The organism is Psychrosphaera ytuae, from assembly GCF_017638545.1.
In the GTDB taxonomy this organism is placed as follows: Bacteria; Pseudomonadota; Gammaproteobacteria; order Enterobacterales; family Alteromonadaceae; genus Psychrosphaera; species Psychrosphaera ytuae.
Map to the genome: position 1 here is coordinate 2037886 of NZ_CP072110.1, position 22054 is coordinate 2059939.

24 protein-coding genes are annotated in these 22054 nt (G+C 41.4%); 11 read left to right on the top strand and 13 right to left on the bottom strand.

The features are described 5' to 3' along the window. The first annotated feature begins 114 nt into the window (after positions 1-114). Positions 115-753, top strand: a complete 639-nt coding sequence (locus tag J1N51_RS09175) for a LysE family translocator (RefSeq protein ID WP_208830628.1) — start codon at positions 115-117, stop codon at positions 751-753. 1 nt (position 754) lies between these two features. Here the strand turns inward: J1N51_RS09175 and J1N51_RS09180 are convergent, their stop codons facing one another. The 10 genes from J1N51_RS09180 to coaD all read right to left on the bottom strand — a co-directional run bounded on the left by J1N51_RS09180 (position 755) and on the right by coaD (position 9209). Next, positions 755-1807 (bottom strand): hypothetical protein, encoded by a 1053-nt coding sequence (locus J1N51_RS09180; RefSeq protein WP_208830630.1) that lies wholly within the window; start codon positions 1805-1807, stop codon positions 755-757. A 33-nt stretch (positions 1808-1840) separates the two neighbouring features. Further along, entirely contained in the window at positions 1841-2566 is a 726-nt protein-coding gene (locus J1N51_RS09185) for a hypothetical protein (RefSeq protein ID WP_208830632.1), read from the bottom strand. Next, complete coding sequence (locus J1N51_RS09190; RefSeq protein WP_208830634.1) at positions 2556-3116, bottom strand: RNA polymerase sigma factor; 561 nt, start codon at positions 3114-3116, stop codon at positions 2556-2558. The genes J1N51_RS09185 and J1N51_RS09190 overlap by 11 nt, the downstream gene beginning before the upstream one ends. Before the next feature lie 214 nt (positions 3117-3330). After that, positions 3331-3738, bottom strand: coding sequence for a type 2 periplasmic-binding domain-containing protein (locus tag J1N51_RS09195; RefSeq protein WP_208830637.1), 408 nt, complete (start codon positions 3736-3738; stop codon positions 3331-3333). Between the two features lie 12 nt (positions 3739-3750). After that, on the bottom strand, positions 3751-4962 hold the full coding sequence (locus tag J1N51_RS09200) for a hypothetical protein (RefSeq protein ID WP_208830639.1): 1212 nt from the start codon (positions 4960-4962) through the stop codon (positions 3751-3753). A 22-nt stretch (positions 4963-4984) separates the two neighbouring features. Further along, the gene (locus J1N51_RS09205; RefSeq protein ID WP_208830641.1) at positions 4985-5392 is read right to left on the bottom strand and encodes a phosphate ABC transporter substrate-binding protein; all 408 of its coding nucleotides are present in this window, start codon (positions 5390-5392) and stop codon (positions 4985-4987) included. A 21-nt stretch (positions 5393-5413) separates the two neighbouring features. Continuing rightward, the gene (locus J1N51_RS09210) at positions 5414-6607 is read right to left on the bottom strand and encodes a porin (protein WP_208830644.1); all 1194 of its coding nucleotides are present in this window, start codon (positions 6605-6607) and stop codon (positions 5414-5416) included. 114 nt (positions 6608-6721) lie between these two features. Continuing rightward, a complete protein-coding gene (locus J1N51_RS09215; RefSeq protein WP_208830646.1) occupies positions 6722-7654 on the bottom strand; it encodes a branched-chain amino acid transaminase in 933 nt (310 codons plus the stop codon). Between the two features lie 141 nt (positions 7655-7795). Beyond that, positions 7796-8737 carry a TraB/GumN family protein gene (locus J1N51_RS09220; protein ID WP_208830648.1) on the bottom strand — a complete coding sequence of 314 codons (942 nt, stop codon included), beginning with the start codon at positions 8735-8737 and terminating at the stop codon, positions 7796-7798. Then, positions 8730-9209 (bottom strand): pantetheine-phosphate adenylyltransferase, encoded by a 480-nt coding sequence (coaD, locus tag J1N51_RS09225; RefSeq protein ID WP_408635830.1) that lies wholly within the window; start codon positions 9207-9209, stop codon positions 8730-8732. Before coaD ends, J1N51_RS09220 begins: the two co-directional genes overlap by 8 nt. Before the next feature lie 218 nt (positions 9210-9427). Here coaD and J1N51_RS09230 point away from each other — a divergent pair, with 218 nt between their 5' ends. Genes J1N51_RS09230 through hldE form a run of 3 tightly spaced genes read left to right on the top strand, consistent with a single transcriptional unit; the run spans position 9428 to position 12133 of the window. After that, complete coding sequence (locus tag J1N51_RS09230) at positions 9428-10096, top strand: TetR/AcrR family transcriptional regulator (protein WP_208830650.1); 669 nt, start codon at positions 9428-9430, stop codon at positions 10094-10096. Further along, positions 10089-10670, top strand: a complete 582-nt coding sequence (locus J1N51_RS09235; RefSeq protein ID WP_208830652.1) for a D-sedoheptulose-7-phosphate isomerase — start codon at positions 10089-10091, stop codon at positions 10668-10670. Before J1N51_RS09230 ends, J1N51_RS09235 begins: the two co-directional genes overlap by 8 nt. An 8-nt stretch (positions 10671-10678) precedes the next feature. Continuing rightward, entirely contained in the window at positions 10679-12133 is a 1455-nt protein-coding gene (gene hldE, locus J1N51_RS09240) for a bifunctional D-glycero-beta-D-manno-heptose-7-phosphate kinase/D-glycero-beta-D-manno-heptose 1-phosphate adenylyltransferase HldE (RefSeq protein ID WP_208830654.1), read from the top strand. Positions 12134-12189: 56 nt separating this feature from the next. On the opposite strand, the gene J1N51_RS09245 is transcribed toward hldE, so the two are convergent. The 3 genes from J1N51_RS09245 to J1N51_RS09255 are packed head-to-tail and all read right to left on the bottom strand — an operon-like array spanning position 12190 to position 15462. Beyond that, positions 12190-13341, bottom strand: a complete 1152-nt coding sequence (locus J1N51_RS09245; RefSeq protein ID WP_208830657.1) for a DNA alkylation repair protein — start codon at positions 13339-13341, stop codon at positions 12190-12192. Next, complete coding sequence (locus J1N51_RS09250; RefSeq protein WP_208830659.1) at positions 13322-14671, bottom strand: 3-deoxy-D-manno-octulosonic acid transferase; 1350 nt, start codon at positions 14669-14671, stop codon at positions 13322-13324. Before J1N51_RS09250 ends, J1N51_RS09245 begins: the two co-directional genes overlap by 20 nt. Further along, positions 14668-15462: a 3-deoxy-D-manno-octulosonic acid kinase gene (locus tag J1N51_RS09255; protein WP_208830661.1), complete on the bottom strand. Its 795-nt coding sequence runs from the start codon at positions 15460-15462 to the stop codon at positions 14668-14670. The genes J1N51_RS09250 and J1N51_RS09255 overlap by 4 nt, the downstream gene beginning before the upstream one ends. A gap of 46 nt (positions 15463-15508) precedes the next feature. On the opposite strand from J1N51_RS09255, the gene J1N51_RS09260 reads away from it, so the two are divergent. The 7 genes from J1N51_RS09260 (at position 15509) to J1N51_RS09290 (ending at position 22049) form a co-directional block, all read left to right on the top strand. Beyond that, positions 15509-16558, top strand: coding sequence for a glycosyltransferase family 9 protein (locus J1N51_RS09260; protein WP_208830663.1), 1050 nt, complete (start codon positions 15509-15511; stop codon positions 16556-16558). Beyond that, positions 16558-17124, top strand: a complete 567-nt coding sequence (gene gmhB / locus J1N51_RS09265) for a D-glycero-beta-D-manno-heptose 1,7-bisphosphate 7-phosphatase (RefSeq protein WP_208833389.1) — start codon at positions 16558-16560, stop codon at positions 17122-17124. Before J1N51_RS09260 ends, gmhB begins: the two co-directional genes overlap by 1 nt. A gap of 147 nt (positions 17125-17271) precedes the next feature. Next, on the top strand, positions 17272-18465 hold the full coding sequence (locus tag J1N51_RS09270; RefSeq protein WP_208830665.1) for a glycine C-acetyltransferase: 1194 nt from the start codon (positions 17272-17274) through the stop codon (positions 18463-18465). Between the two features lie 2 nt (positions 18466-18467). After that, positions 18468-19493: an L-threonine 3-dehydrogenase gene (gene tdh / locus J1N51_RS09275; protein WP_208830667.1), complete on the top strand. Its 1026-nt coding sequence runs from the start codon at positions 18468-18470 to the stop codon at positions 19491-19493. A 16-nt stretch (positions 19494-19509) separates the two neighbouring features. After that, on the top strand, positions 19510-19926 hold the full coding sequence (locus tag J1N51_RS09280; protein WP_208830669.1) for a DUF1801 domain-containing protein: 417 nt from the start codon (positions 19510-19512) through the stop codon (positions 19924-19926). A gap of 25 nt (positions 19927-19951) precedes the next feature. Beyond that, positions 19952-20497: a PH domain-containing protein gene (locus J1N51_RS09285; RefSeq protein WP_208830671.1), complete on the top strand. Its 546-nt coding sequence runs from the start codon at positions 19952-19954 to the stop codon at positions 20495-20497. Further along, on the top strand, positions 20478-22049 hold the full coding sequence (locus tag J1N51_RS09290) for a PH domain-containing protein (protein WP_208830673.1): 1572 nt from the start codon (positions 20478-20480) through the stop codon (positions 22047-22049). The genes J1N51_RS09285 and J1N51_RS09290 overlap by 20 nt, the downstream gene beginning before the upstream one ends. Positions 22050-22054: the final 5 nt, after the last annotated feature.

Below are 22054 nucleotides of genomic sequence, written 5' to 3' on the forward strand. Positions count from 1 at the left end.
GTGCCTATGAAGTATAAAAAATGAAACGGATTCAATGAGATTGTTACGTAATAATTTTGATTTGGAAAATTACGTGAGTGATTTGTATACACACCAATTAGGAACCTTGCCCAAATGCTAAACCTAGAGTCTGTTATTTCTTTTTTATTAGTGTCGACCCTGCTAGCTGTCACGCCAGGGCCGTCGAATGCCTTTCTGTTGGCACAGACAATGAGCAAAGGAAAAGCAGCAGGAAAATATGCAGCAGCTGGGTTTGCGTTAGGAGGCTTAGCACACACCTTACTTGCGGTTTTGGGTTTATCGGCGCTGTTAAAAGCAAGTCCAACTGCCTACCAGCTCGTTCAGTATTTAGGGGCCGGTTATCTGTTTTTTCTCGGTATTCAAACACTCAATAGTGCATTCAAGCCAGATACAAGCAGTAGCTTTGATTCACCGTTAGACATGCCTAAAAACACTCACAAAAATGTCATGTGGCAAGCTATGCTGACTGAAGTTCTAAACCCAAAAGTTGCACTGTTTTTTATTGCGTTTATTCCACAGTTTGTCGACTTATCACTGAGTACGTCCGGTACCCATCAAATCATCATATTTGGGTTGTTGTATGCGATTTTGGCGTACCCTATTGACCTTACCTATGTCCATTATGGTGACAAAATTGCCCAACATTTTAAGTCCCACCCATCATCGCAACGATGGCTTGACGGGCTTACGGGACTCATTTTTGTATTGCTTGCGATTAATATCTTACTGTAACTTAAAAACTATAAGTGACGGCTTTAGATAAAAGTTCTTTTGAGCTCATATCGCCTGTCGCACACTTTTGAATATCACCTTGTTTAAACACAAAGTATTGGTCGGCAAAACCGTTGACATAGAAGGTAATGTGTTCATTTTTACCGACAGACTTCAGTCCGCCACCAAAACTACAAGTCACTTCCGAGATCACATTTACATAAGATTTCAGTAAGTCGCGTTGCTGATCCTTCACTTTTTGTTTTGCCTGCTTCGCCATTTCTGCAGCATCTTGCTTAAACTCGGCCATATCTGAGTGAATAACTTTGAGCTTTTCACTCAGTTCTTTCATCACATCTTGCAGTGCAATAATTTTCTTTTCACTTTTTTCATCGCCAAGTTCACGCGTTAGCTCTGCATCGCGAATTTTACGTTCTACTGATCGCACTTCTCGCTCTACACGGTTGGCTTTTTTTGATAGTTCATGATGCTTTTTGCGTAACTCTCGCTGCTTTTCTCTGATCTCTCGCTGTTCTTTTTCTGACATACCTTTAGTAGTACGAGAGAGCGCTGTCGCCTTTTGCATCTCTCGCTCGAGCTCTTGTAATTCATCTCGGCTCATTTCGATAAATAATTGATTATCTTCCGTGACAAACTCCATTTCGACAATGGCTTCAACGATTTCTTCAGCGTGCTTTATTTTTTCGGCTAACTCAGGTGCCGATGGAATCGGAGGCACAGGCACATCTGCCATATCGGCAGCTTCAATAAAAGTAACATTGCCCGGATACTCGCTGACAATGTGGCGATTGAGGCCTCTAAATACTGCTGGACCATGATTCGATGTTCGTAGCTCAAAGTACAGCCCTTGGCCCGCCAAAAAGCTACCTTTAACGTGGTTGGCACGGGTACCTAATGCTTCTTGTAATGAAGTTTCAATAATTGAAGACATGATACGAATGTCTTTTTTGGCGGCTTCTACCTGACGTTCAATCTCATTATCTTTAGCAGCTGAGGCAGCACTAAATATGGATAATGACAATACAATCAGTCCAACAAGTTTATTTTTTTTCATCTTCTTACTCTCACTTCGCGTTTTATCCAAAATCTACTCATCGCTCACTGCATATGGCACAGGTGACGTAGATAGTGATGGTCTTGATTCATTTGCGGATCTAAATTGATATTGGAGACGATTAATTTCATCTTCCAAATAAGCTAAATCTTCTGATTGTTGGCTTTGCAATAAGTGAACAACACGTTGAATATCCTGTTGGCGCTCAGCTCTACTACTTTCCAATAAGTAGTTGGCAAGTCGAGTTGTATTTTCAGCTTGTCGTGTTTCTAACTTATCAAAAGTATTCGTTATATGAGCGCTACTTTGCACATACCAGTCGTTTAGTTTTTGGTCCAGTTGATGATTGATTTGAGTCGTTATTGCAGCTTGCTGCTCTTGTTGCCATTGTTCACGGTAATCTGAGCCAGTTAACACCTGCCATTGCCCTTCCTGTTTAACAAGATTTATATCAAATAACATAACAACACACGCAAATACCGAAAAGGTCATCGCTAGGCTCGGTACCAACGTAGTTTGAAGCCAGCCTTTTTGCTGGTTTACCACACTCCGAGTATAAGTACTTACCCTGTCCCACTCAGGAGTTTTTACAGATGATTCAAATTGCTGATTATGAAACTTCATATTTTCAGCTACCTGCATCCGCTCGGCCCACTCAGAGTCATTTTTTAACAGGTTTAATTGCTCTTTACTCAATGACTCACCCGCAAGCCAAGCGTAAAATAAACCTTCTAAATTAACTGATTCGTTATGCGGCATTTTCTTCACTCTCTATTGACCGTTTTAACTTAGACAAAGCGCTATAAAACTGAGATTTAACCGTATTTACTGAGCCACCTAGTTGTTCAGCTATTTGCTCAAAAGTCAGTTGCTGAAACATTTTTAGTTCGACCACTAGCTTTTGTTCAAATGGTAACTGCATTAATAATTTCACCACTTCTGCCCGAGATTGTTGAACTTCATGCTCTCCACAAGGCTGACTCCAAGAGTCAACGCTAACCAGATGTTCGACATTTTTTTCACCATCGCGATCGAGCTGTTTTCTCCGGTAAAAATCCACACAGCGATAATGCGCCAAAGACATTAACCAGGTTTTGAAACTGCTATTACCTTTAAATTGGTGCAAACTGTTACAAACAGAAATAAAGGTTTCTTGCATCAAGTCCATGGCATCGGCTTGGTTGCCTGTCATTTTTAACGCATAGGTATAAACGACGTTTTCGTAGCGTTTAACTAGCTTGTTCCAGCCCCGCTCACTGCCATTTAGTGCCTGATTAATTAATGCGTCATCGCTTTGCTTAAAAAACAAAATCTGTCCTAAGTTTTGCTGTTGGCATTCCGCCTCATTTATCGATTATTTATATAGTCGCTAGGATGTGAGAAAAAGTTTTAATATTTTTTACTTTTTTCTAACTTACAGAAAAAAAAGTAAAACCAAAGAAGTTTTGTGGCTTTTGGATGGTTGGATCAAAAAGAGCCCAATGTTGGGCTCTTTTTTTATGGAATGTTTATATCTGCTATCTCTAAAACCGAGCGACGATTCTGACACTCTCGTCTACAAACTCGTCATTCATTATTCCGACAGCGTTGACATTCCCCGCCACAAAATCTTTGACTTCTTTTGAGTTCGTCATCTCTTTTGGCGGAATCGCACGACCTGTAAACGACATTTTCGCCCAATAACCAGAATATTGTGATTCTGACTTATTCAATATAGTTCGATTGAAGTCGGCGCGAATAGCGTGCCCTTCTGCAAGCGTAATAGGCACCGCTCTTGTGCCATTGTCAAACGCACCAGAGCGACCCAAATAAATCTTTTTTGCGTCTGATAACGATAAACTTGTGTCATTGTCCTTGTGCACAACAATAACGTTGCCTGCAAATAAAGGCATGGAAAAACACAACAGTAATACTATGACAATCTTTTTCATCTTCACTCTGCCTTAAAATGTAAAATCAAGACCGACAAACAGTCCTTTAGAATCTGTTATACCATCTTGATCTTTATCGATAAATACCGCTGAGTCACCCTTATCAGTGAATATAGTGTATTCCACTTTTAGAGCTAACCTTGGGTTAATGTCATATCGAGAACCAAAGGCAAGAGTATTGTACTTCACATCAAGTGTCCCAGTATCAGGGTCTTCAAATCCTGCTGAAATTCCCCCAGGTGCAATGTCTCTACTATTAGGTTCTTCAAACGCGGTGTAATACACATAAGGGGTAAACTTGCCTACTCTATACGCGACCGAGGTCATCCAAGATTCATAAATCCCGTCATATTCATTCCATTCGTAAATCGCGAACCACTTCTCCGTATCCACTTTTACCGAAAAGTCTTTAAAATGAATGTCATACCAACGACCACTACTTTGACTATTGCTTGGGTATTCCCCTTCTTCAAAGCGTAAAAATTGCTCTTGATGATCGAGAAATGAATAGCGAACACTTAACCACTCATAGCCAACTTCTAATACTAAACCCTTCATATCGCGGTAGTTTTTTACTCGACGTATGCCCTCAACGCCCACAAAATTGCCATCGTCGTTATAACGCTGACTTTTTTGATATTGGGAAATAGTGGTAATTAATTCGTTCGGATCCGTATCTTGCTGACCACCATAGCCTTTAACTGATACCCAAATATCATCAAAGTGATGATTATATTGAAAACCCGCACCCTGGAAATTGGTGACGGCAAGCGAATAGGCATCCGATGGAACTCTTAACCAAGGATAAGCGATCCCTACATCCATAAAGTCCGAAAAGTGATAGACAGGTAACCTCATTTGACCAACGTGAAGAGATAAATCATTGGTTAGGTCATGGCTGACATATAACCATTCCAGTTTTGGCTTAAAGTCGTGTATTCCCCTCATCATTAGTTGCCCAGTAATACGCGTTCTGTCAGTAAGAAAGTATCGAGCTTGGATGCCTAATCGAGATTCCGTCTTAAACTCAAAGCCCGATTCATACTGGCCTGCGGCATAAGGCTGCCTAGCCCAATAGCCATCACCGTCTAACACGAAACCACCGATCAAAGAGCCAAAGCCCGATACGTCTATATCATCATTTGCTCTGACTTCTTCCGGTAATAAACTACAACAAAGTAAAACAGAATAAGCAGTTAACTTTTTCATATTCGTAACACTCATGGTGCAAAGCCCTTACAATTACCTAAAACTCAAATACAACTCGAACAGACCCATCAACATCTTCTGCATCCATGACTCCAATTGCATTTTTATTTTTAGAAACAAACTCCCTTACTTCTATTGAGCTAGAAAACTCTAGTGGTGGTGTTGCTCGGCCAGTAAAACGCATCTTGGCCCAATAGCCAGAATACTGTGACTCTGATTTGTTTAAAATATTGCTATTGAAATCCTCTCGAATTTCATTGTTTTTTTCGAGCGTTGCTAACCTCGCTGGGTCTCCATTGTTAAAGGCACCTTTACGAGCTAAAAATAATTTTTTTATGTCTGAACTAGTAATTTTTGATTCATTTTCTGCATTCACAACGACAACACTAGCCGCAAAGCTAATCGGAGTAATCAATAACAAAAATAAAACGAATAATGTTTTCATAACGCAACTCCCAGCCCCCGGCTAAAAAGAAAAGTCCAACGCAACAAATAGCGACGTACTGTCCGTATCACCGTCGCGGTCCTTATCAATGTAAACTGCCGCGTCACCTTCATCGTTGAAAGTTAAAAGCTCAAATTTAAGCGCCGTTGTAGCCGTCAAATCATATCTAGCACCAACACCAACTGAATTATAGTCGTCGTCTAACGACCCTGTTTCTGAATCTTCAAACCCGTTTCTAATACCACCTGGTGCAATAAATCTGAATACACCTTCAAAGTTTGAATAAAATACATATGGAGTCCATTTATCAAATCGATAGGCAAGTGTTACAAACCACGAGGTATAAATATTGTCGTAATCATTCCATTCACCTTTGACCAATACGTCGCCATTGTCATATTGCAGTGAAACATCGAAAAACTGAGTATCGACCCATTCTCCTCCGAATAAAGGCTGCGAAGGGTACCCACCTTCATCGTAAAACGTAAATTTTTCACGACCATCCAAGTAAGAAAGACGTAATCCCCAGTTACCCATCTGGTTGTCCAACACTACCCCAATTAAATCTCGATAATCTTTGGTGGTTCTTATTCCTCGTACGCCTTGAAATACACCTCTGTCGTTGTAACGTTGTTCCGTTTTGTATTGTTCTATTGCCGTTATGAGTTTATTTGGATCAGTGTCTTCTTGGCCTGCATAAACTCTGAGTTGTGAAGTCACTTCACCAAAATCAAAGTTAATGTCTAAATTTGCACCTTGATAATTTGTAAACGCAAGAGAGTATGCATCTGTGGGAATTCTTAGCCATGGAAACGCAACACCAACATCCATGTAGTCTGAATAATGGAATACAGGTAAGCGCATTTGGCCTATTTTCAAGAAAGTGTTAGGGGTCAGGTCATAAGTTAAATACAACCACTCTAATTCAGGATCAAAATCATTCGCACCGCGAATCATCACTTGGCCAGTTAGGTTCAAATCCGACTTAATGTGATAATTCGCCTGCACCCCCACTCGAGACTCTGTTTTGAATTCAAAACCATCGCTGTATTGACCTGCTGCATCTGGCATTCGGGCAAAGTAGCCGTCACCATCGAGTATCACTCCTCCAACAAGCGATCCAAAGCCTGATATTTGAATATCCTCATTAGCTTGTGCTGCCAGAGAGAGAAAAGCCGCAAGAGTTGCGACACCTGTAGAAACAATTTTTTTCATTAACTTACCCCGACTTAAAGACAAAATAAGTATAGACAAAGATCTCAATGCTGCCTGTTGATACAAAAAAACCGCAATAAATATTGCGGTTTTAACTATGGATTAAATAAGTCTTTATTTTACTGGAGTTAACCAGCCCCACTTATCTTCCGTTGTGCCATTGAACAGGCCAAAAAATGCATCTTGTACCTTTTTGGTAATTGGGCCGCGTTTTCCATCACCCACATTAATACCATCAACACTGCGAACTGGTGTTACTTCCGCAGCCGTACCACACATCAGTACTTCGTCAGCTAGGTAAAGAGCCTCGCGCGGAATATTTTGTTCACGTACTTCATAACCCATATCACGAAGTAAAGTGATAATAGTATCACGGGTAATACCTGGTAAAATCGCTGCGGTAACCGGTGTTGTTGTAACAACGTTGTCACGGATAACAAACAGGTTTTCACCTGCACCTTCAGAAACATAACCGTTAACGTCTAGTGCAATACCTTCACCATACCCATGGCGACGAGCTTCCATTGAGATAAGCTGTGATGAAAGGTAGTTACCACCTGCTTTTGCACCCGTTGGCATAGTGTTAGCGGCCAAGCGATTCCAACTGGAGATACCTGCATCAACACCATTTTCTAGTGCCTCTTCACCTAAGTATGCACCCCACTCCATTGCGGCAACTAACACGTCCGCTTCAGTATTAAATGGTACTGCTAAACCTAAGCCGATTTCACCGTAAAACGCCGCTGGGCGCAAATACGCTGATTTAAAACCATTTTGAACAACAACGTCTTTTTGTGCTTGGTTAAGCTGTTCATGAGTATAAGGTATCGTCATGCGATAGATTTTAGCTGAATCGAACAAACGCTTGGTGTGATCGTCTAGGCGGAAAATACACGTACCTTTGTCTGGCGTGTTGTATGCGCGAACGCCTTCAAATACTGACGAGCCATAGTGAATTGCGTGACTTAAAACGTGAACTTTTGCGTCTGCAAAAGGAATGAGTTTTCCGTTAAACCAAATTTTCTCGGCTGATGATGGTAATGCCATGGTTATCCCCTGTAAATTTCAATAGTGCGATTTTGCCCGAAGCTTGATGGAATAGCACGAACAGAACCTGAATTTCTAAATTGACAAAGGCACTAAATGTCAGCATTTTTTACCACTAATTAGAGCCTTTAATCTAAACTTTTACTGGTTTTTTTGTGAATTACTCTGATCAGTCAACACAAATTCACCTTTTAGTATTGTCGGTAATCCGTGCTGTCCAACATAATGCAGTGTTCCCGTCGCGACGAGAACTGAATTAGCTAAAAGTAATGGTTCGAGCTTCGCTTTCCAAGCGTAATTTCGTCGCTTAATAATAATTTCTTCAAGTGCTTTATCAAACGTACTGCTGGTCAAAGTCTGTTGGTAGATTTGTTCAAATACAGCTAAGTCTCCATCAAGCCACGCCGACAACATTTTGTTAGGAAGCTCTGACATTTGTGTTAGTTCGTCTAATGTATCTAATAGCATATCGTCATAACTGATAGTCGAGTTTTGACTGAATAACTGATTAAACATATCCAACTGAAACTCAAAGGTTTCTAATTGAATAACGGTTTTGCCTTGTTGCTTTGCGTATTTAATGAGTTGTTGATCTATCCCAAGCTGACTGTTCAGTCCTAACTCTTGATAAGACAACTGAACCATTATTATTGCTACCATCCAAGGCTTAAAGGCTTGATATTGCTCAATAGAGAGTCCATACGCATTAAAATAGGCATCGACTCTTTTTCTCACCTGCGCAGAAATCAATTGATTTAATGACTGACCTTCATTTAACAATGCGTATCTCTGGACTGCGTTACTCTGAGCTAAATTGCTTATCTCAGACAAGTCGACTTCTACAACCAAAGTGTCCACTCGATCTACTAAACGCATTAATGATTGTAGTTGAGATTCTACTCGCTCATCACCGATGTGAAGCGTGCCGACCAAAAAGTCATCCTTGTATGCGCCTTGACCTTGCCAGACAGGACCCGCAAGTGCTTGGTGAGAGAGCCCTAAAACCGCAAAAACGGATATTAACACTCCTTTTAACCACAACAACGCCCCTTTAAACCACATCGACGATACGTATTTAGTCATTAAACTTTTTATCCAGCGCGCGTTTAACTACTTCTGGAACAAAAGCACTTACATCACCATCATGTGCTGCAACATCCCTTACAATTGTTGAAGAAATATGACTTGTCTCAGAACTAGGTGTCAACAAAACACTTTCTAACTCTGGGTTTAAGGTACGATTAACAGAGGCCAATTGATATTCATATTCGAAGTCAGCAACAGCTCGCACGCCGCGGATCAGAACCGTAGCGTTTTTGGACTTGGCGTAATCGGCGAGTAATCCCTTAAAGCCTTCAACTTCTACATTATCTAGGTCGCCAAGCGCAGCCTTCACCAGTTCAACACGTTCATCTAGAGTAAACAAAGGCTGCTTGCGTGAACTCATCGCAATAGAAATAACGACTTTATCGAATAATTTGGCCGATCGTCTAACGATATCAATATGGCCATTGGTAATAGGATCGAACGTTCCTGGGTAGATTGCCGTAATCATAATAATAAATACCTCTTAACAAACACTTTACACACTATAACAGATTTATTTTCATCGAATAAAAGCGGATCGAGATGTTTGTGATACAGTGGCTTAAAGAAAAGCGATAGAGCTATTGATCTAATCAATAGTTCAATAGAAAATAACTTATTCGCCTCCTTAGTCGTAATCGCAAAGGATTGGTTATTAGCGAGTTTAAGCTAATTAAGAGACAGGATATGAAAACAAAAGATCGTATTGTTCAAGCCAGTATTGAACTATTTAATGCCAAAGGTGAACGCAATGTAACAACCAATCACATTGCCTCTCACTTGAGTATTAGTCCTGGTAATCTGTATTACCATTTCAGAAATAAAGAAGAAATCATTCGCAACATCTTTACAAAATACGCAGACCACATGCAGGTGTCTTTTGAACCGGTTAAGCCGAGCCAAGACCCAGTTAAGATTTTGACGAACTACCTAGACGCTGTTTTTTCAGCTCTATATCACTTCAACTTTTTATACGACAACCTACCAGTCATTATGGCTCGTGATCCTGAGTTAAAATCTCAGTACTTGGACATTCACAATAAAATGATGGACAAAATCCACCAGCTCGTTGTGAGTCTCGAAGTTGCCAATGTCATTAAAATGGATGCCGACGATATTGAAGACTTTGCAAATATCATAAAACAGCAAGTTACGTTTTGGATTAGCTACTGTAAAACCAGTCGCGAAGACACCCAAATAACAACCGAAATGATTTATCACGGCTTGCTGAAAGTTTTACTATTATTTAAGCCATATGTTACGCAAGAGTATCGTGAGCCGGTCCGTGAGATAACCGCTCATTACACTGCGCTTGCAAATGGCGAATCTTCCGAACAAGGGCAACCAGATGTTTAATATGCAACAAAGCTACCAGCAAAACTTGAAACAACATTTAGAACTGTTTCAGCAAATGGCCGATTACTTACCGCAAGCAGAAACGCTTGCTAATGAGTGTTACAAGGCGCTTCAAAATGGTGGCAAGATTGTATTTTTTGGCAATGGTGGTAGCGCAGCAGACAGTCAGCATTTAGCAGCTGAATTTGTTGTGCGATTCAAAAAAGAGCGCCGTGCGCTTGCCTCTATCGCATTGACAACCGACACCTCAATTTTAACCGCCAATGCAAATGACTACTCGTTTGACTCCGTGTTTTCTCGTCAAGTTGAAGCTCTCGTAAAGCCTGAAGATGTTGTGATCGGATTAACCACAAGTGGTACCAGTGCAAACATCAATTTAGCACTTGAAGCGGCAAACGAAATTGGCGCTTACACTGTTGCATTTACGGGTCGTGATGGTGGAAAAGTAAAAGAAATCGCTGCCCTTCCTATCATCATCAAAAACGAGATTACTGCGCGCATTCAAGAAGCTCATATGTTTATTGGGCATTGGCTATGCGAAGCCATAGATGAGTTAATTACTCAGGCAGACTAAGACGCATTATGTTTGATTTATCTATTTTTAAACGCTTGTCTGACAACAAAATCCTCGTCGTCGGCGATGTAATGCTCGATCGTTACTGGACTGGTGACTCGCAACGGATTTCGCCAGAGGCACCCGTTCCTGTTGTCAAAATCGCTGACTTGGATGATAAAGTCGGTGGTGCCGCCAACGTAGCCCGAAATATTGCCCATCTTGATGGCAAAGTGACCTTAATGGGCATTGTTGGTAATGATGAAAATGGCACTCGTTTAACTCAACTGCTCCAACATGAGCACGTAGAGTCCAAACTTATGGTACAAGCCGACCAGCCTACGATTACAAAATTACGAGTGATTAGTCGTCAGCAGCAAGTGGTGCGCTTAGATTTTGAAGAAGCGTTTGCTGAACAACATGCTAGTGCTTTGCTAGAGCAGTTTAAGGCCGAATTACACGACTTTGATTTTATTGTATTTTCTGACTACAACAAAGGCTCGCTTCGCTATGTTGGGGACATGATAAAAGTCGCTCGTGACGCAGGTAAAACGGTCTTAGTTGATCCTAAATCAAAAGATCTGTCAGATTATTCCGGTGCGTCGGTCATCACTCCAAATAAACACGAGTTTACCCTTGCCGGTGGTCGCGTAGAGTCGGAGGATGCCATCAGCGAGTCAGCGCGAGCTATCATGGCGCACTGTAATATAGATTCAATATTGCTTACTCGCAGTGAACAAGGTATGTCTGCTATTACTCAAAATGAAAAAGTAGATATGCCAGCTCAAGTATTAGAGGTATCAGATGTAACTGGTGCGGGTGATACAGTAATTGCAACACTTGCGATGATGATGGCGAGTGGTTTAGCCCTTGCCGATGCCGCTAAGATTGCGAATTTAGCGGCTGGCATTGTAGTAAGTAAACTAGGTGCAGCAACCGTCTCACCTGAAGAGTTATATCAAGTTGTAAACAAACACTTGTTTAGCTCTAAACAAAGTCATTACCAAACTCCATTTGACGATGTTTTACAGCACATCAAATTTGCAAAGCAGAGCGGTGAACGAATTGTATTTACCAATGGTTGCTTTGATATTTTGCATGCCGGTCACGTACATTACCTTGAACAAGCCAAAGCACTTGGTGACCGTTTAGTTGTGGGACTTAACAATGATGCTTCTATTACTCGTTTAAAAGGCGAAGGACGTCCCGTTAACCCACTTGAGCAGCGAGCAACGGTAATAAGTGGCTTAGCAAGTGTTGATTGGGTGATCCCATTTGGTGAAGTAAATGGGGATCAATACGATGACACACCTTATCGTTTGATTGAGCAAGTAGAACCTGATGTTTTGGTAAAAGGTGGAGATTACACGCCTGAAACTATCGTGGGTGCAGACTTAGTACAAAAGCGTGGTGGTGATGTTGCCGTTATTGAGTTTGTTGATGGTTGTTCAACCACTAAAATCATCGAAAAGATCAAAAACTAAGTTCACATTTGAACGAACCTCATAGACAAAAGCGGCTGAACTAATCAGTCGCTTTTTCATTTCATCTTAAGCTCTATGTTCTTACTAGCTCTTATTTCACCATTTATTTGTATATCGACACCTTGGGTGCCTTCGTAATAGACGCGTGTCGTTATAACTTTAAACGGATGCATTTTTTTGAGGATTACTTGTTCATTGGAGCCAAGCTCTAACGTCTTCCACTTAAACACTTTTGCGGATTGGCTACCATTGGCTCTTTTGTGCCTAACTTGATAGTCAATAATGATGGATTGGGGTTCACTCGTTGGGTTATGTAGTAAACAACTCATTTCCACTGATTCGCCCAAGTTAATCTCATCTTTGCTCAACGAAAGTGAGACCTCTATCGGCGGGTTAGACTGAAAACCAAAGTGCTCCAATACTCTCTTATCACCGGCCTTTATCAAGGTACGACATGCATGTTTGACTGTCTTATGTCGGTTACTAGCTAGGTCCTTTTGTTGTGGCATTGACGCTAACCAACGACCGCTAATCTCTGCAACAAGTTCTGGGTGTGATTTGCTTATATCGTTAATATGATTAGCGACGCTTCTTCGTACATATTCAGATGGATCATCTTTCAAGATTTCGAGTAATGGCAAAACCCAATTTGGGTTTGTTTTAAATTCAGGTAACTGCATGGCCCAAGGTAACAAAGGCCTAGTACCCTCACTGATTAAACGGCGAACGTGATGGCACTCATGATCGAGCCAAGTAGCCATAATAGACAAGCAGGATTGAGGCTGAGTCAGTAGTAGATGCCTTATCCCAAATTCGCTGGTGAAGCGTTGAGTGGTTTGTTTTAACGCTTCTAATGCTAATGGAATATCAGACTGGCCATTGATACCGATATAATCGCTAATGGGCATCAATATCCAGCCTGCTAACCCTTGTTCAGAAGCTGTGATGTTTTTTAAGTCTGAGTTTGGGTTAATTGGCAGTAACGCTGAATTAAGGATCTCAATCGATTCTTGATAGGTCGAAGGGAGATACCGACTGAGGGCCCTGGTTATTTGATGACTTCTGGCTTTAAGCTCAAGCGAGTCCAAGTCCTTGGCGGCATCTTGAATAAAACCCGCCTGATCAAATGCAAAACCCAATGTTTGGCTCCGTTTAGCCAAAACTCCCGCAGTGATATCTATAAGTGGCTTATTGAACAGGTTTTTCAACGATTTCGTACACAGCTTTGGCGATGACGCTGGTTAGCTCAGCATGAGATTCAATAGCTTGACGTCCAGCTTTTCCAACTTTACTCCGCACTTCTTTATTTTCACACCAAAGTTGCACCGTGTCATAGAACTCTTCTTCACTATTAGCAATGGCAAGGCCACCGACCTGCTGTAGTTCGGCACATACTTCTGGGTTGTTATAAACATGAGGACCCATAATCACAGGTTTTGAATACACTGAGGCTTCTAATGGGTTATGACCACCTTTGTCAGCTATCGACCCTCCAACAAAAGCAAAATCTGAAGCTCCATAAAGAGTACTCAACTCACCCATAACATCAATTAATACTACGTCAGTTTTATCTGTAATTTCTTCATTGAGGCTACGTTGAATAACATTTACGTCTTGAACTATCAGATACTCAAGGACCTGGTGAAAGCGATCGGGATGACGGGGGGCAACCAATAATATCAGCTCGGGAAACTGAAACTTGAGCTTTTTATATGCATTGATGACAACTTCTTCTTCATCCAGATGAGTGCTTCCTGCAATAAACACGATCCTCTCATCGAGATTTAACTGAGCGCGCTTTTGCAGCGCAACACTTTCATCGGGTAATTCAATATCAAATTTTAGATTACCGACAATTTGGATGTTTTGCTCTGGAAAACCAAGAGACTTATAACCATCATAATCGGCTTGGTTACGAGCTATGACACGAGAAATGGCAGCTATCATAGGTTTTGATAACCAACTGACTTTTTTGTAACTTTGTAGTGTCGTCTCCGTCATTCTTGCATTGATAATAATGACGGGAATATCGCGTGACTTGCACTTACGTATTAAATTTGGCCACAGCTCGACTTCAACTATCAAGGTCACTAAGGGCTTAACTTTACGCAACAATGCAGACATCATCCAAGGCAAATCAAGCGGCAAATAGGTATGAAAAACTCGTTGTTGATATTCAGCGCTTAACTTACGGTACAGCTGCTGTTTACCAGTCAAGGTATTAGTTGTTACCACCACATAGTGATCAGGGTGCTGATCTAAAATTTGTTTTATAACACCAATAGAAACCGTGACCTCGCCCATTGACGCACAATGTATAAGAACACACTTATTTTTAACTTCTTTGGGTAACGATCTAGGATACAGGCCTAATTTCTGGCCCCATGCGATGTCCATTTTGGCATTAGCACGCGCTTTATTATTAAAGACTTGAAGCGTAAAACGATTAATAAGAAATAGAAGGTATTTCACAAGTTCAGCTATGCCGTATAATCCAATGATTAAGTTATAGGGAACTAACGCAATTAGTTGCTTCATTCTCGATATCCCGCCATCAAGCATTGCCAATCCTGTTCTTTAAAATTAAAGGTTTTGTGTAAACCGAGTTCTTTAACTAACGAACGTTTAAGTCGCTGAAGGTTAGCGTCTTGCCAGTCTTTATTGGCCGCTCGTTGCTCACAACGATCAAAGTCAATCAGATAGATATCATTTAACTGATTAGATATCAGTATATTATGAATATTCAAATCTGCATGATAAATCCCTGATAAGTGGAACTGTTTTATCACTTTACCTATTTTTTCCCAAGTCTCTTCTGGTAGAGAAGCGTTTAGCAAGTGGTTAAACCCATCTTTTGCATCTTTGATCAATTCAATCAGAATGTCATTACTGTACCAAAGGCCAGCATGCCTTGTGACCCTACCAGCGACGGGCTTAGGGACAGGCAAGTCCAATTCAACCATGTACTTTAAAAGTTTGAGTTCTTTTATGCTTCGACAGGACTCTAAGCCGCTGTACAAAAATTTGTCGCGATTAAAATGGCGTATCATTCCGCCTCGATAATAGTGCCGAAGAACCATAGTTACATCGTTTTCTTCGCTCTGATGACGAACGAAGTGAGTGGTATAGCGGCCTTTTGATGTTCCGACGACAGCTTGTTGGTTTTGCCAATATGTCGGCTCAAACCACTGGCTAGATATTTCTGCGCCGTAGCGCTCATCCGTCCAAATAATTTGCTGGCCTTCTTGCTTTTTTTGCCATCTAATCGTCGAAGTTGAATTATTCAAGTTTGATACGTTTAAATTTAATCTTGGAATGGCTATGATCATACATCAGCCTACCCTATTTTAGCCAATTTGATTTTGGAGTAACTTTTTGACTGCTAGCCCAAAAACCATTTGTATTTTAAGACTTTCTGCTATCGGTGACGTCTGTCATGCGGTCGCTGCTGTTCAAGCAATACAACGCCATAACCCCGAAGCCAAAATCACTTGGGTAATAGGTAAAGTTGAATATCAATTACTCAAAAATCTACCCGGCGTTGAGTTTGTTATTTTTGAAAAAAGCAAAGGAAAAGAAGCTTTTACACTGCTAAAAAAAGCATTGGGAAAACGTGTTTTTGACGTCTTGTTACACATGCAGGTTGCATTTAGAGCCAATTGGGCAACCCGCTTTATCCAAGCGAAACGCAAGGTTGGATTTGATTGGGGCCGCTCTAAAGAACTACACAGCCTATTTATTGGCGAGAGAATAAAATATAAAAAAGAACCTCATGTTTTAGAGGGCTTTTTCGGTTTCGCTCAGCTTGTTGGTGTGCCCGAGGAAGAATTGAGTAATTTAACCTGGGATATTCCTGTTTCTGATAAAGATAAAGCCTTTGCCGAGCAGCGTATAGGTGAGGGAAAACAGCTCATTATAGCTCCAGCAGCAAGTAAAAAAGAGCGAAACTGGTTACCAGAGCGTTATGCCGAAATAGCCGAATATGCTGCTTCTAAAGGGTTTACTGTGTCGCTTTGTGGCGGGCCAGGGCCATTAGATAAAGAAACGGCCGATGCTATAAAGCAACACTGTAACGTCGAGTTAAATGACTTTGTAGGTCAAACGACCTTAAAGCAAATGTTAGCTATGCTTGCTCGAGCCTCCTTAGTAATTGCACCAGACACTGGGCCAGCGCATATGGCCGTTACACAAAGAACACCTGTGCTGGGTCTTTATGCACATTCAAATCCAGGTCGAACTGGGCCATACCTCTATCAGGATTATGTTTGTAGCGCTTATGAACAACACGTCAGTGCACAACAAGGCAAGCCAGTCGAAAAGCTAAAATGGGGTACTCGAGCAAAGGGTGCAGACTTGATGCAAAGTATTACAGTGGACCAAGTTAAACAAACTTTCGATCTGATCTGTAAGGACTTCGAACTGTGATGCAAACCAAAGCACTGTTTTTAGACCGAGATGGCGTCGTTAATGTAGATCATGGTTATGTCTCTAAACCTGAGCAATTCGAATTTATCGATGGAGTGTTTGAGGCCACAAAATGGTTTCAACAACAGGGCTTTGAAATCGTCATAGTGACTAACCAATCGGGTATTGGACGGGGATACTATGACGAAAAAACGTTTAACGAGCTAACTCGTTGGATGAAAGGTGAATTTGCTAAACACGAAGTTCAAATTGCCGATGTTCAGTTTTGTCCACATCACCCAACTAATGCGCAACCAGAGTACTTAAAAGCATGCGATTGTCGAAAACCTGAGCCGGGAATGTTGCTCACCGCAGCTAAAAAACTCAACATCGACATGACAAAATCAATCATGATCGGCGACAAAGGCTCAGATATGAAAGCGGCGAGATCCGCAAACGTCCAGTTTAAATATTTAGTGGAGAGTGGGCAGACATTTTCGGATCAAGATAAAGAATTGGCTGATGGCGTCTTTCCTAATTTACACAGCGTGATGAAGTATTGGCAACTAACCCAATCAAGCCAATAAAAAGTGCTTGAGCGTCATTTTCACGCTTGTAAGGTTATTTTTACCCTGTGCTAATCGGATGTCTGTGTTGTTTGCTGACGTAACTTTTTAAAAGCAGTACAATTCATCTAACTTTTATTGGCCACTCATTATTGGAGTATCACGACGATGCGAGCAGAAGGCTTTTTTTCACATATCAAAGAACAAATCGAGCAAGTAAAACAAGACGGCTTGTACAAATCAGAACGAATCATTACCTCACAACAGCGTGCGAGCATAGATGTTGGAGAGCAACAGGTTCTTAATTTCTGTGCAAACAACTACCTTGGTTTAGCTAACAACCCCGAGCTTATCAAAGCCGCTCAAAGTGGTTTAGAGCAACACGGGTTTGGTGTGGCTTCAGTTCGTTTTATCTGTGGTACTCAAGATATTCACAAACAACTTGAAAGCAAAATCAGCGGCTTTTTAAAAACCGAAGATACCATTTTGTACAGCTCGTGTTTCGATGCTAACGCTGGCCTTTTTGAAACTATCTTGGGTCCTGAAGACGCGATTATTTCTGACTCATTAAATCACGCATCAATTATCGATGGTGTTCGACTGACCAAGTGTAAACGCTATCGCTATGCCAACAACGACATGGCAGACTTAGAGCGACAACTGCAACAAGCCAATGAAGACGGCGCACGCTTTAAGCTTATCGCAACCGATGGTGTATTCTCGATGGACGGTGTGATTTGTGATCTTAAAACCGTATGCGATTTAGCTGACAAATACGACGCGCTAGTAATGGTTGATGACTCTCACGCAGTAGGCTTTGTTGGTGACAATGGCCGGGGTACACACGAATACTGTGACGTTATGGACCGTGTCGACATTATCACAGGTACTCTAGGTAAAGCCTTAGGTGGCGCTTCTGGTGGCTATACCTCTGGTAAAAAAGAGGTGATCGAATGGTTACGTCAACGTTCACGCCCATACCTATTCTCCAACTCTTTAGCTCCTTCAATCGTTACTGCGTCATTACGCGTACTTGATATGCTTGAGCAAGGCTCTGAACTACGTGACCAGTTATGGGAAAACGCAAACTACTTCCGCGCTCAAATGAGTGAAGCTGGCTTCACCCTTGCGGGCAAAGACCACGCGATCATTCCAGTTATGCTAGGTGATGCAAAATTAGCATCGTCTTTTGCTGATAAAATGTTAGAACGAGGTATCTACGTTATTGGATTTAGTTTCCCGGTAGTACCAAAAGGTCAGGCTCGAATTCGTACTCAAATTTCTGCTGCGCATACTCGTGAACAACTAGACAAAGCCATCCAAGCCTTTATTGAGGTGGGTAAAGAATTAAAGGTCATTTAATCATGAAAGCATTAGCAAAAACCAAAGCCGAAAAAGGCATATGGATGACAGATGCGCCAACCCCAGAGCTTGGCCACAATGACATCATGATAAAAATCCGTAAAACAGCGATTTGCGGAACCGACATGCACATTTACAACTGGGATGAGTGGGCTCAAAACACCATTCCTGTACCGATGACCGTTGGCCATGAATACGTTGGTGAAGTTGTTCAAATTGGTCAAGAAGTAAAAGGATTTGAGATTGGTGACCGCGTATCTGGCGAAGGTCATATTACCTGCGGTTATTGTCGTAACTGTCGAGCAGGCCGCGTACATTTATGCCGAAATACAACGGGTGTTGGTGTAGATCGCACCGGTGCATTTGCAGAATACCTAGTCATTCCTGCATTTAACGCATTTAAAATCCCGGATAATATTTCTGATGATTTGGCCTCGATTTTTGACCCATTTGGCAACGCTGTGCATACGGCCTTGTCGTTTGACTTAGTTGGCGAAGACGTGCTTATTACAGGTGCTGGCCCAATCGGAATTATGGCCGCAGCCGTCGCCAAACACGTTGGGGCAAGACATGTCGTTATTACTGACGTTAACCCTTATCGTTTAGAGTTGGCTAAAAAGATGGGAGCTACTCGCGCCGTCAACGTCGCTGAGACCGATTTAAAATCAGTGATGAACGAATTAGGCATGACTGAAGGTTTCGATGTTGGTTTGGAGATGTCGGGCGTTCCAAGCGCATTTAGTAGCATGCTGAACAATATGAACCACGGCGGTAAAGTGGCTATGTTAGGCATTCCCCCAGGTGATATGGCGGTAGATTGGAACCAAGTTATATTTAAAGGCTTAGTGATCAAAGGGATTTACGGCCGAGAAATGTTCGAGACTTGGTACAAAATGGCTAGCCTTATACAGTCTGGTTTAGATATCTCTCCAATCATTACGCATCATTTTGATGTAGATGATTTCCAACAAGGGTTTGATGTTATGGGCTCTGGTCAATCAGGAAAAGTGATTCTAAACTGGAGTTAAAGCAAAGGAGAACGTAATGTCAGACTTAAAAACGCAGCCTAACGATAATAGTGCGGAGGCGTTTGTCGCCTCAGTTGAGAACCAGCAAAAGCGTGAAGATGCAATAGAGTTACTCAACCTTATGTCTGACATTACTCAACAGCCTCCAGTGATGTGGGGTGATAGTTTGATTGGTTTTGGCCAATACGAATACCAATATGAAAGTGGTCGCAGAGGCCGCTGGTTTAGAGTCGGCTTTTCACCTCGCAAACAAAACCTAACCCTTTATATCATGAACGGCTTTAGCCAATATCAACACCTTCTCGCACAACTCGGAAAACACAAAACCGGTAAGTCTTGTCTGTACATCAATAAACTTGCCGATGTAGACATAGATATTCTTAAGCAAATGGTTGCACTTTCGTTTCAAACGCGATTTGATAGCGAAATATAACCCAAAGCCAAACAAGGACGTCTTAGTGTTTTCAAACAATCAAGTTGCCATAAGTGAGCTTCCCAAAGCCGAACACGTCTCGTTTGAACCTATGGCTGACAATGCACCAATAGAAAGCTTGATCAGTTGGGGTATCACCTTTGCCTTATTAGCTACGATTCTTGTCACCTTGTATATTTTACTTTCACCGGATTTAAGCGTAGTGCTTATAGCCAGCGGAATGTACTCTATGTTTTTAGGTTGGATTATTTTTTATATTTTCGCCAGCCACAAAAAGCGCGGTATAGCGGTACGCTCAAAAGATATTTTATATGTCCATGGCCTTATTTGGCGCAGTACGACGGCCATTCCTTTTAACCGTATTCAACATATCGAAACAGTTCGTGGTCCCATAGAGCGTTATTTGGGCCTAGCCAGTATCCGGATTTTTAGTGCCGGGGGATTATCATCTGATTTGTCTATTAGCGGACTTGAGTTACAACGAGCTTCGAGCCTAAAAAAATTAATTTTAGACAAGACAGAAAGTGAAATAGAGAGCGAGGCCAACGTTGATGAGTCAACCTCTGAGTGAATCTACCGCTGACCTAAAAAGTAATAACACATGGCGACGCCTGTCTCCTATTGCTATTGTCTTTTTTATCTTGCGCTTTTCGGTTCGTTTTGTGAAAGACGGTTTAATAAATATGGCACCGGCCCTTGCTGTATTTATTACCCAAGTCGATGACAAAAGTTTTTGGGGTTCAATTGCCGCAGTGGTATTTGTTTTTGCGGTGATAATCTACTCTATTTTGTACTACCGAACCTTTAAGTTTCGGGTCCAAAAAGACAAGTTATTGCTGACTAAAGGCGTCTTAAAAAAAGAAACCACCACCTTACAATTTAACAAAGTACAAAACGTTAACTTATCGACGCCCTTTTACTTTGCGCCCTTTAAATTAGTTAATTGTATTTTTGATTCCGCAGGCTCCAGTGCAAAAGAGATCAGTTTTCCAGGCGTTGATGTCCAGTATGCAGAGTCATTACGCAATGATATTTTAGTGTTTAAAGCACAGCAAAGTACCGCATCAAATAGTAATGAGCTTGACCTTGCAAGTGATGGTGACACAGACCATCAATCGTCAACTGAAACCGTCTCGAAGCCTCGCCTATCTCTTTCTTTAATCGAAATCGCCAAATTTGGTCTTTCATCCAACATGACGTTTTTATTATTGGCGTTTTTAGCCCCTTTTATGGAAACCATCGTTGATTACGCCAAGCATAGTATTATCCCTTCGATTACCGCAGTTCTTAGCTCATTTGGTACATCAAGCGAGAGTGCCACAAGTATTGCCGTAGCGATCTTCGTCGTCGCAGTTATTTTATCGGCATTACTATTATCTGTCGTTGCCGCAATTATTCAGTTTTACAACTATCAATTGTTTATCACTACAGAGCGTTTTCAACGGATTGCTGGACTGTTTGATCGCCATCAAATTACGATGACTAAACACCGAATTCAGGCAGTGTCGATAAAACAAAACTGGGTGTTTAAACTTTTCAAAAGGGTCACGATTCAATTTCATCAAATGGCCGTGATCGGAAACAATTCGGCAAAAAACAAAACTAATTTATCAATACCAACTTTACCTCCTTCGTCATCCCCAGAAATCATGAGAGAAGCATTTCCCGAGCTTGCCGTAGATAACTTTGCTTTTAGCCGTATTCATAAACGCTTTTGGTCTCGAACCTTTATCTTTAATTGGTTAATCCCTTTATTCTTGGTAGGAAGCCTAATGATAAATGTGGATATTGGATTTGCGCTTTTGTATTTTTTTATTCCGGTTGGGTTTGTGTTGAGTTACCTCAGATGGCGTCGATATGGCCTTTGGTATAACAGACATTTTGCCGCTTTTAAGAGTGGATTAGTTGGACATACAATAACCATATTTCCGATTTATAAAGTCCAAAAAGCAACGATGAAAAGTAGCCCTGCTATGAGAAAAGCTAGATTGGCAACCGTTGAGCTCCAGTTAGCATACGGTAAAAAGACCATACCTTATTTACCGCTAGCCACAGCTCAAGAATTCGTAAACTTAGTGCTCTACGAAATAGAGTCAAATCAAAAGCATTGGTTAAATAATTAAATGGG

What these genes read in the sequence shown, in the direction of transcription:
- J1N51_RS09175 (WP_208830628.1), top strand. Translation starts at nt 115, where the DNA reads ATGCTAAACCTAGAGTCTGTTATTTCTTTTTTATTAGTGTCGACCCTG.
- J1N51_RS09180 (WP_208830630.1), bottom strand. Translation starts at nt 1,807, where the DNA reads ATGAAAAAAAATAAACTTGTTGGACTGATTGTATTGTCATTATCCATA.
- J1N51_RS09185 (WP_208830632.1), bottom strand. Translation starts at nt 2,566, where the DNA reads ATGCCGCATAACGAATCAGTTAATTTAGAAGGTTTATTTTACGCTTGG.
- J1N51_RS09195 (WP_208830637.1), bottom strand. Translation starts at nt 3,738, where the DNA reads ATGAAAAAGATTGTCATAGTATTACTGTTGTGTTTTTCCATGCCTTTA.
- J1N51_RS09200 (WP_208830639.1), bottom strand. Translation starts at nt 4,962, where the DNA reads ATGAGTGTTACGAATATGAAAAAGTTAACTGCTTATTCTGTTTTACTT.
- J1N51_RS09205 (WP_208830641.1), bottom strand. Translation starts at nt 5,392, where the DNA reads ATGAAAACATTATTCGTTTTATTTTTGTTATTGATTACTCCGATTAGC.
- J1N51_RS09210 (WP_208830644.1), bottom strand. Translation starts at nt 6,607, where the DNA reads ATGAAAAAAATTGTTTCTACAGGTGTCGCAACTCTTGCGGCTTTTCTC.
- J1N51_RS09215 (WP_208830646.1), bottom strand. Translation starts at nt 7,654, where the DNA reads ATGGCATTACCATCATCAGCCGAGAAAATTTGGTTTAACGGAAAACTC.
- J1N51_RS09220 (WP_208830648.1), bottom strand. Translation starts at nt 8,737, where the DNA reads ATGACTAAATACGTATCGTCGATGTGGTTTAAAGGGGCGTTGTTGTGG.
- coaD (WP_408635830.1), bottom strand. Translation starts at nt 9,209, where the DNA reads ATGATTACGGCAATCTACCCAGGAACGTTCGATCCTATTACCAATGGC.
- J1N51_RS09230 (WP_208830650.1), top strand. Translation starts at nt 9,428, where the DNA reads ATGAAAACAAAAGATCGTATTGTTCAAGCCAGTATTGAACTATTTAAT.
- J1N51_RS09235 (WP_208830652.1), top strand. Translation starts at nt 10,089, where the DNA reads ATGTTTAATATGCAACAAAGCTACCAGCAAAACTTGAAACAACATTTA.
- hldE (WP_208830654.1), top strand. Translation starts at nt 10,679, where the DNA reads ATGTTTGATTTATCTATTTTTAAACGCTTGTCTGACAACAAAATCCTC.
- J1N51_RS09250 (WP_208830659.1), bottom strand. Translation starts at nt 14,671, where the DNA reads ATGAAGCAACTAATTGCGTTAGTTCCCTATAACTTAATCATTGGATTA.
- J1N51_RS09255 (WP_208830661.1), bottom strand. Translation starts at nt 15,462, where the DNA reads ATGATCATAGCCATTCCAAGATTAAATTTAAACGTATCAAACTTGAAT.
- gmhB (WP_208833389.1), top strand. Translation starts at nt 16,558, where the DNA reads ATGCAAACCAAAGCACTGTTTTTAGACCGAGATGGCGTCGTTAATGTA.
- J1N51_RS09270 (WP_208830665.1), top strand. Translation starts at nt 17,272, where the DNA reads ATGCGAGCAGAAGGCTTTTTTTCACATATCAAAGAACAAATCGAGCAA.
- tdh (WP_208830667.1), top strand. Translation starts at nt 18,468, where the DNA reads ATGAAAGCATTAGCAAAAACCAAAGCCGAAAAAGGCATATGGATGACA.
- J1N51_RS09280 (WP_208830669.1), top strand. Translation starts at nt 19,510, where the DNA reads ATGTCAGACTTAAAAACGCAGCCTAACGATAATAGTGCGGAGGCGTTT.
- J1N51_RS09290 (WP_208830673.1), top strand. Translation starts at nt 20,478, where the DNA reads ATGAGTCAACCTCTGAGTGAATCTACCGCTGACCTAAAAAGTAATAAC.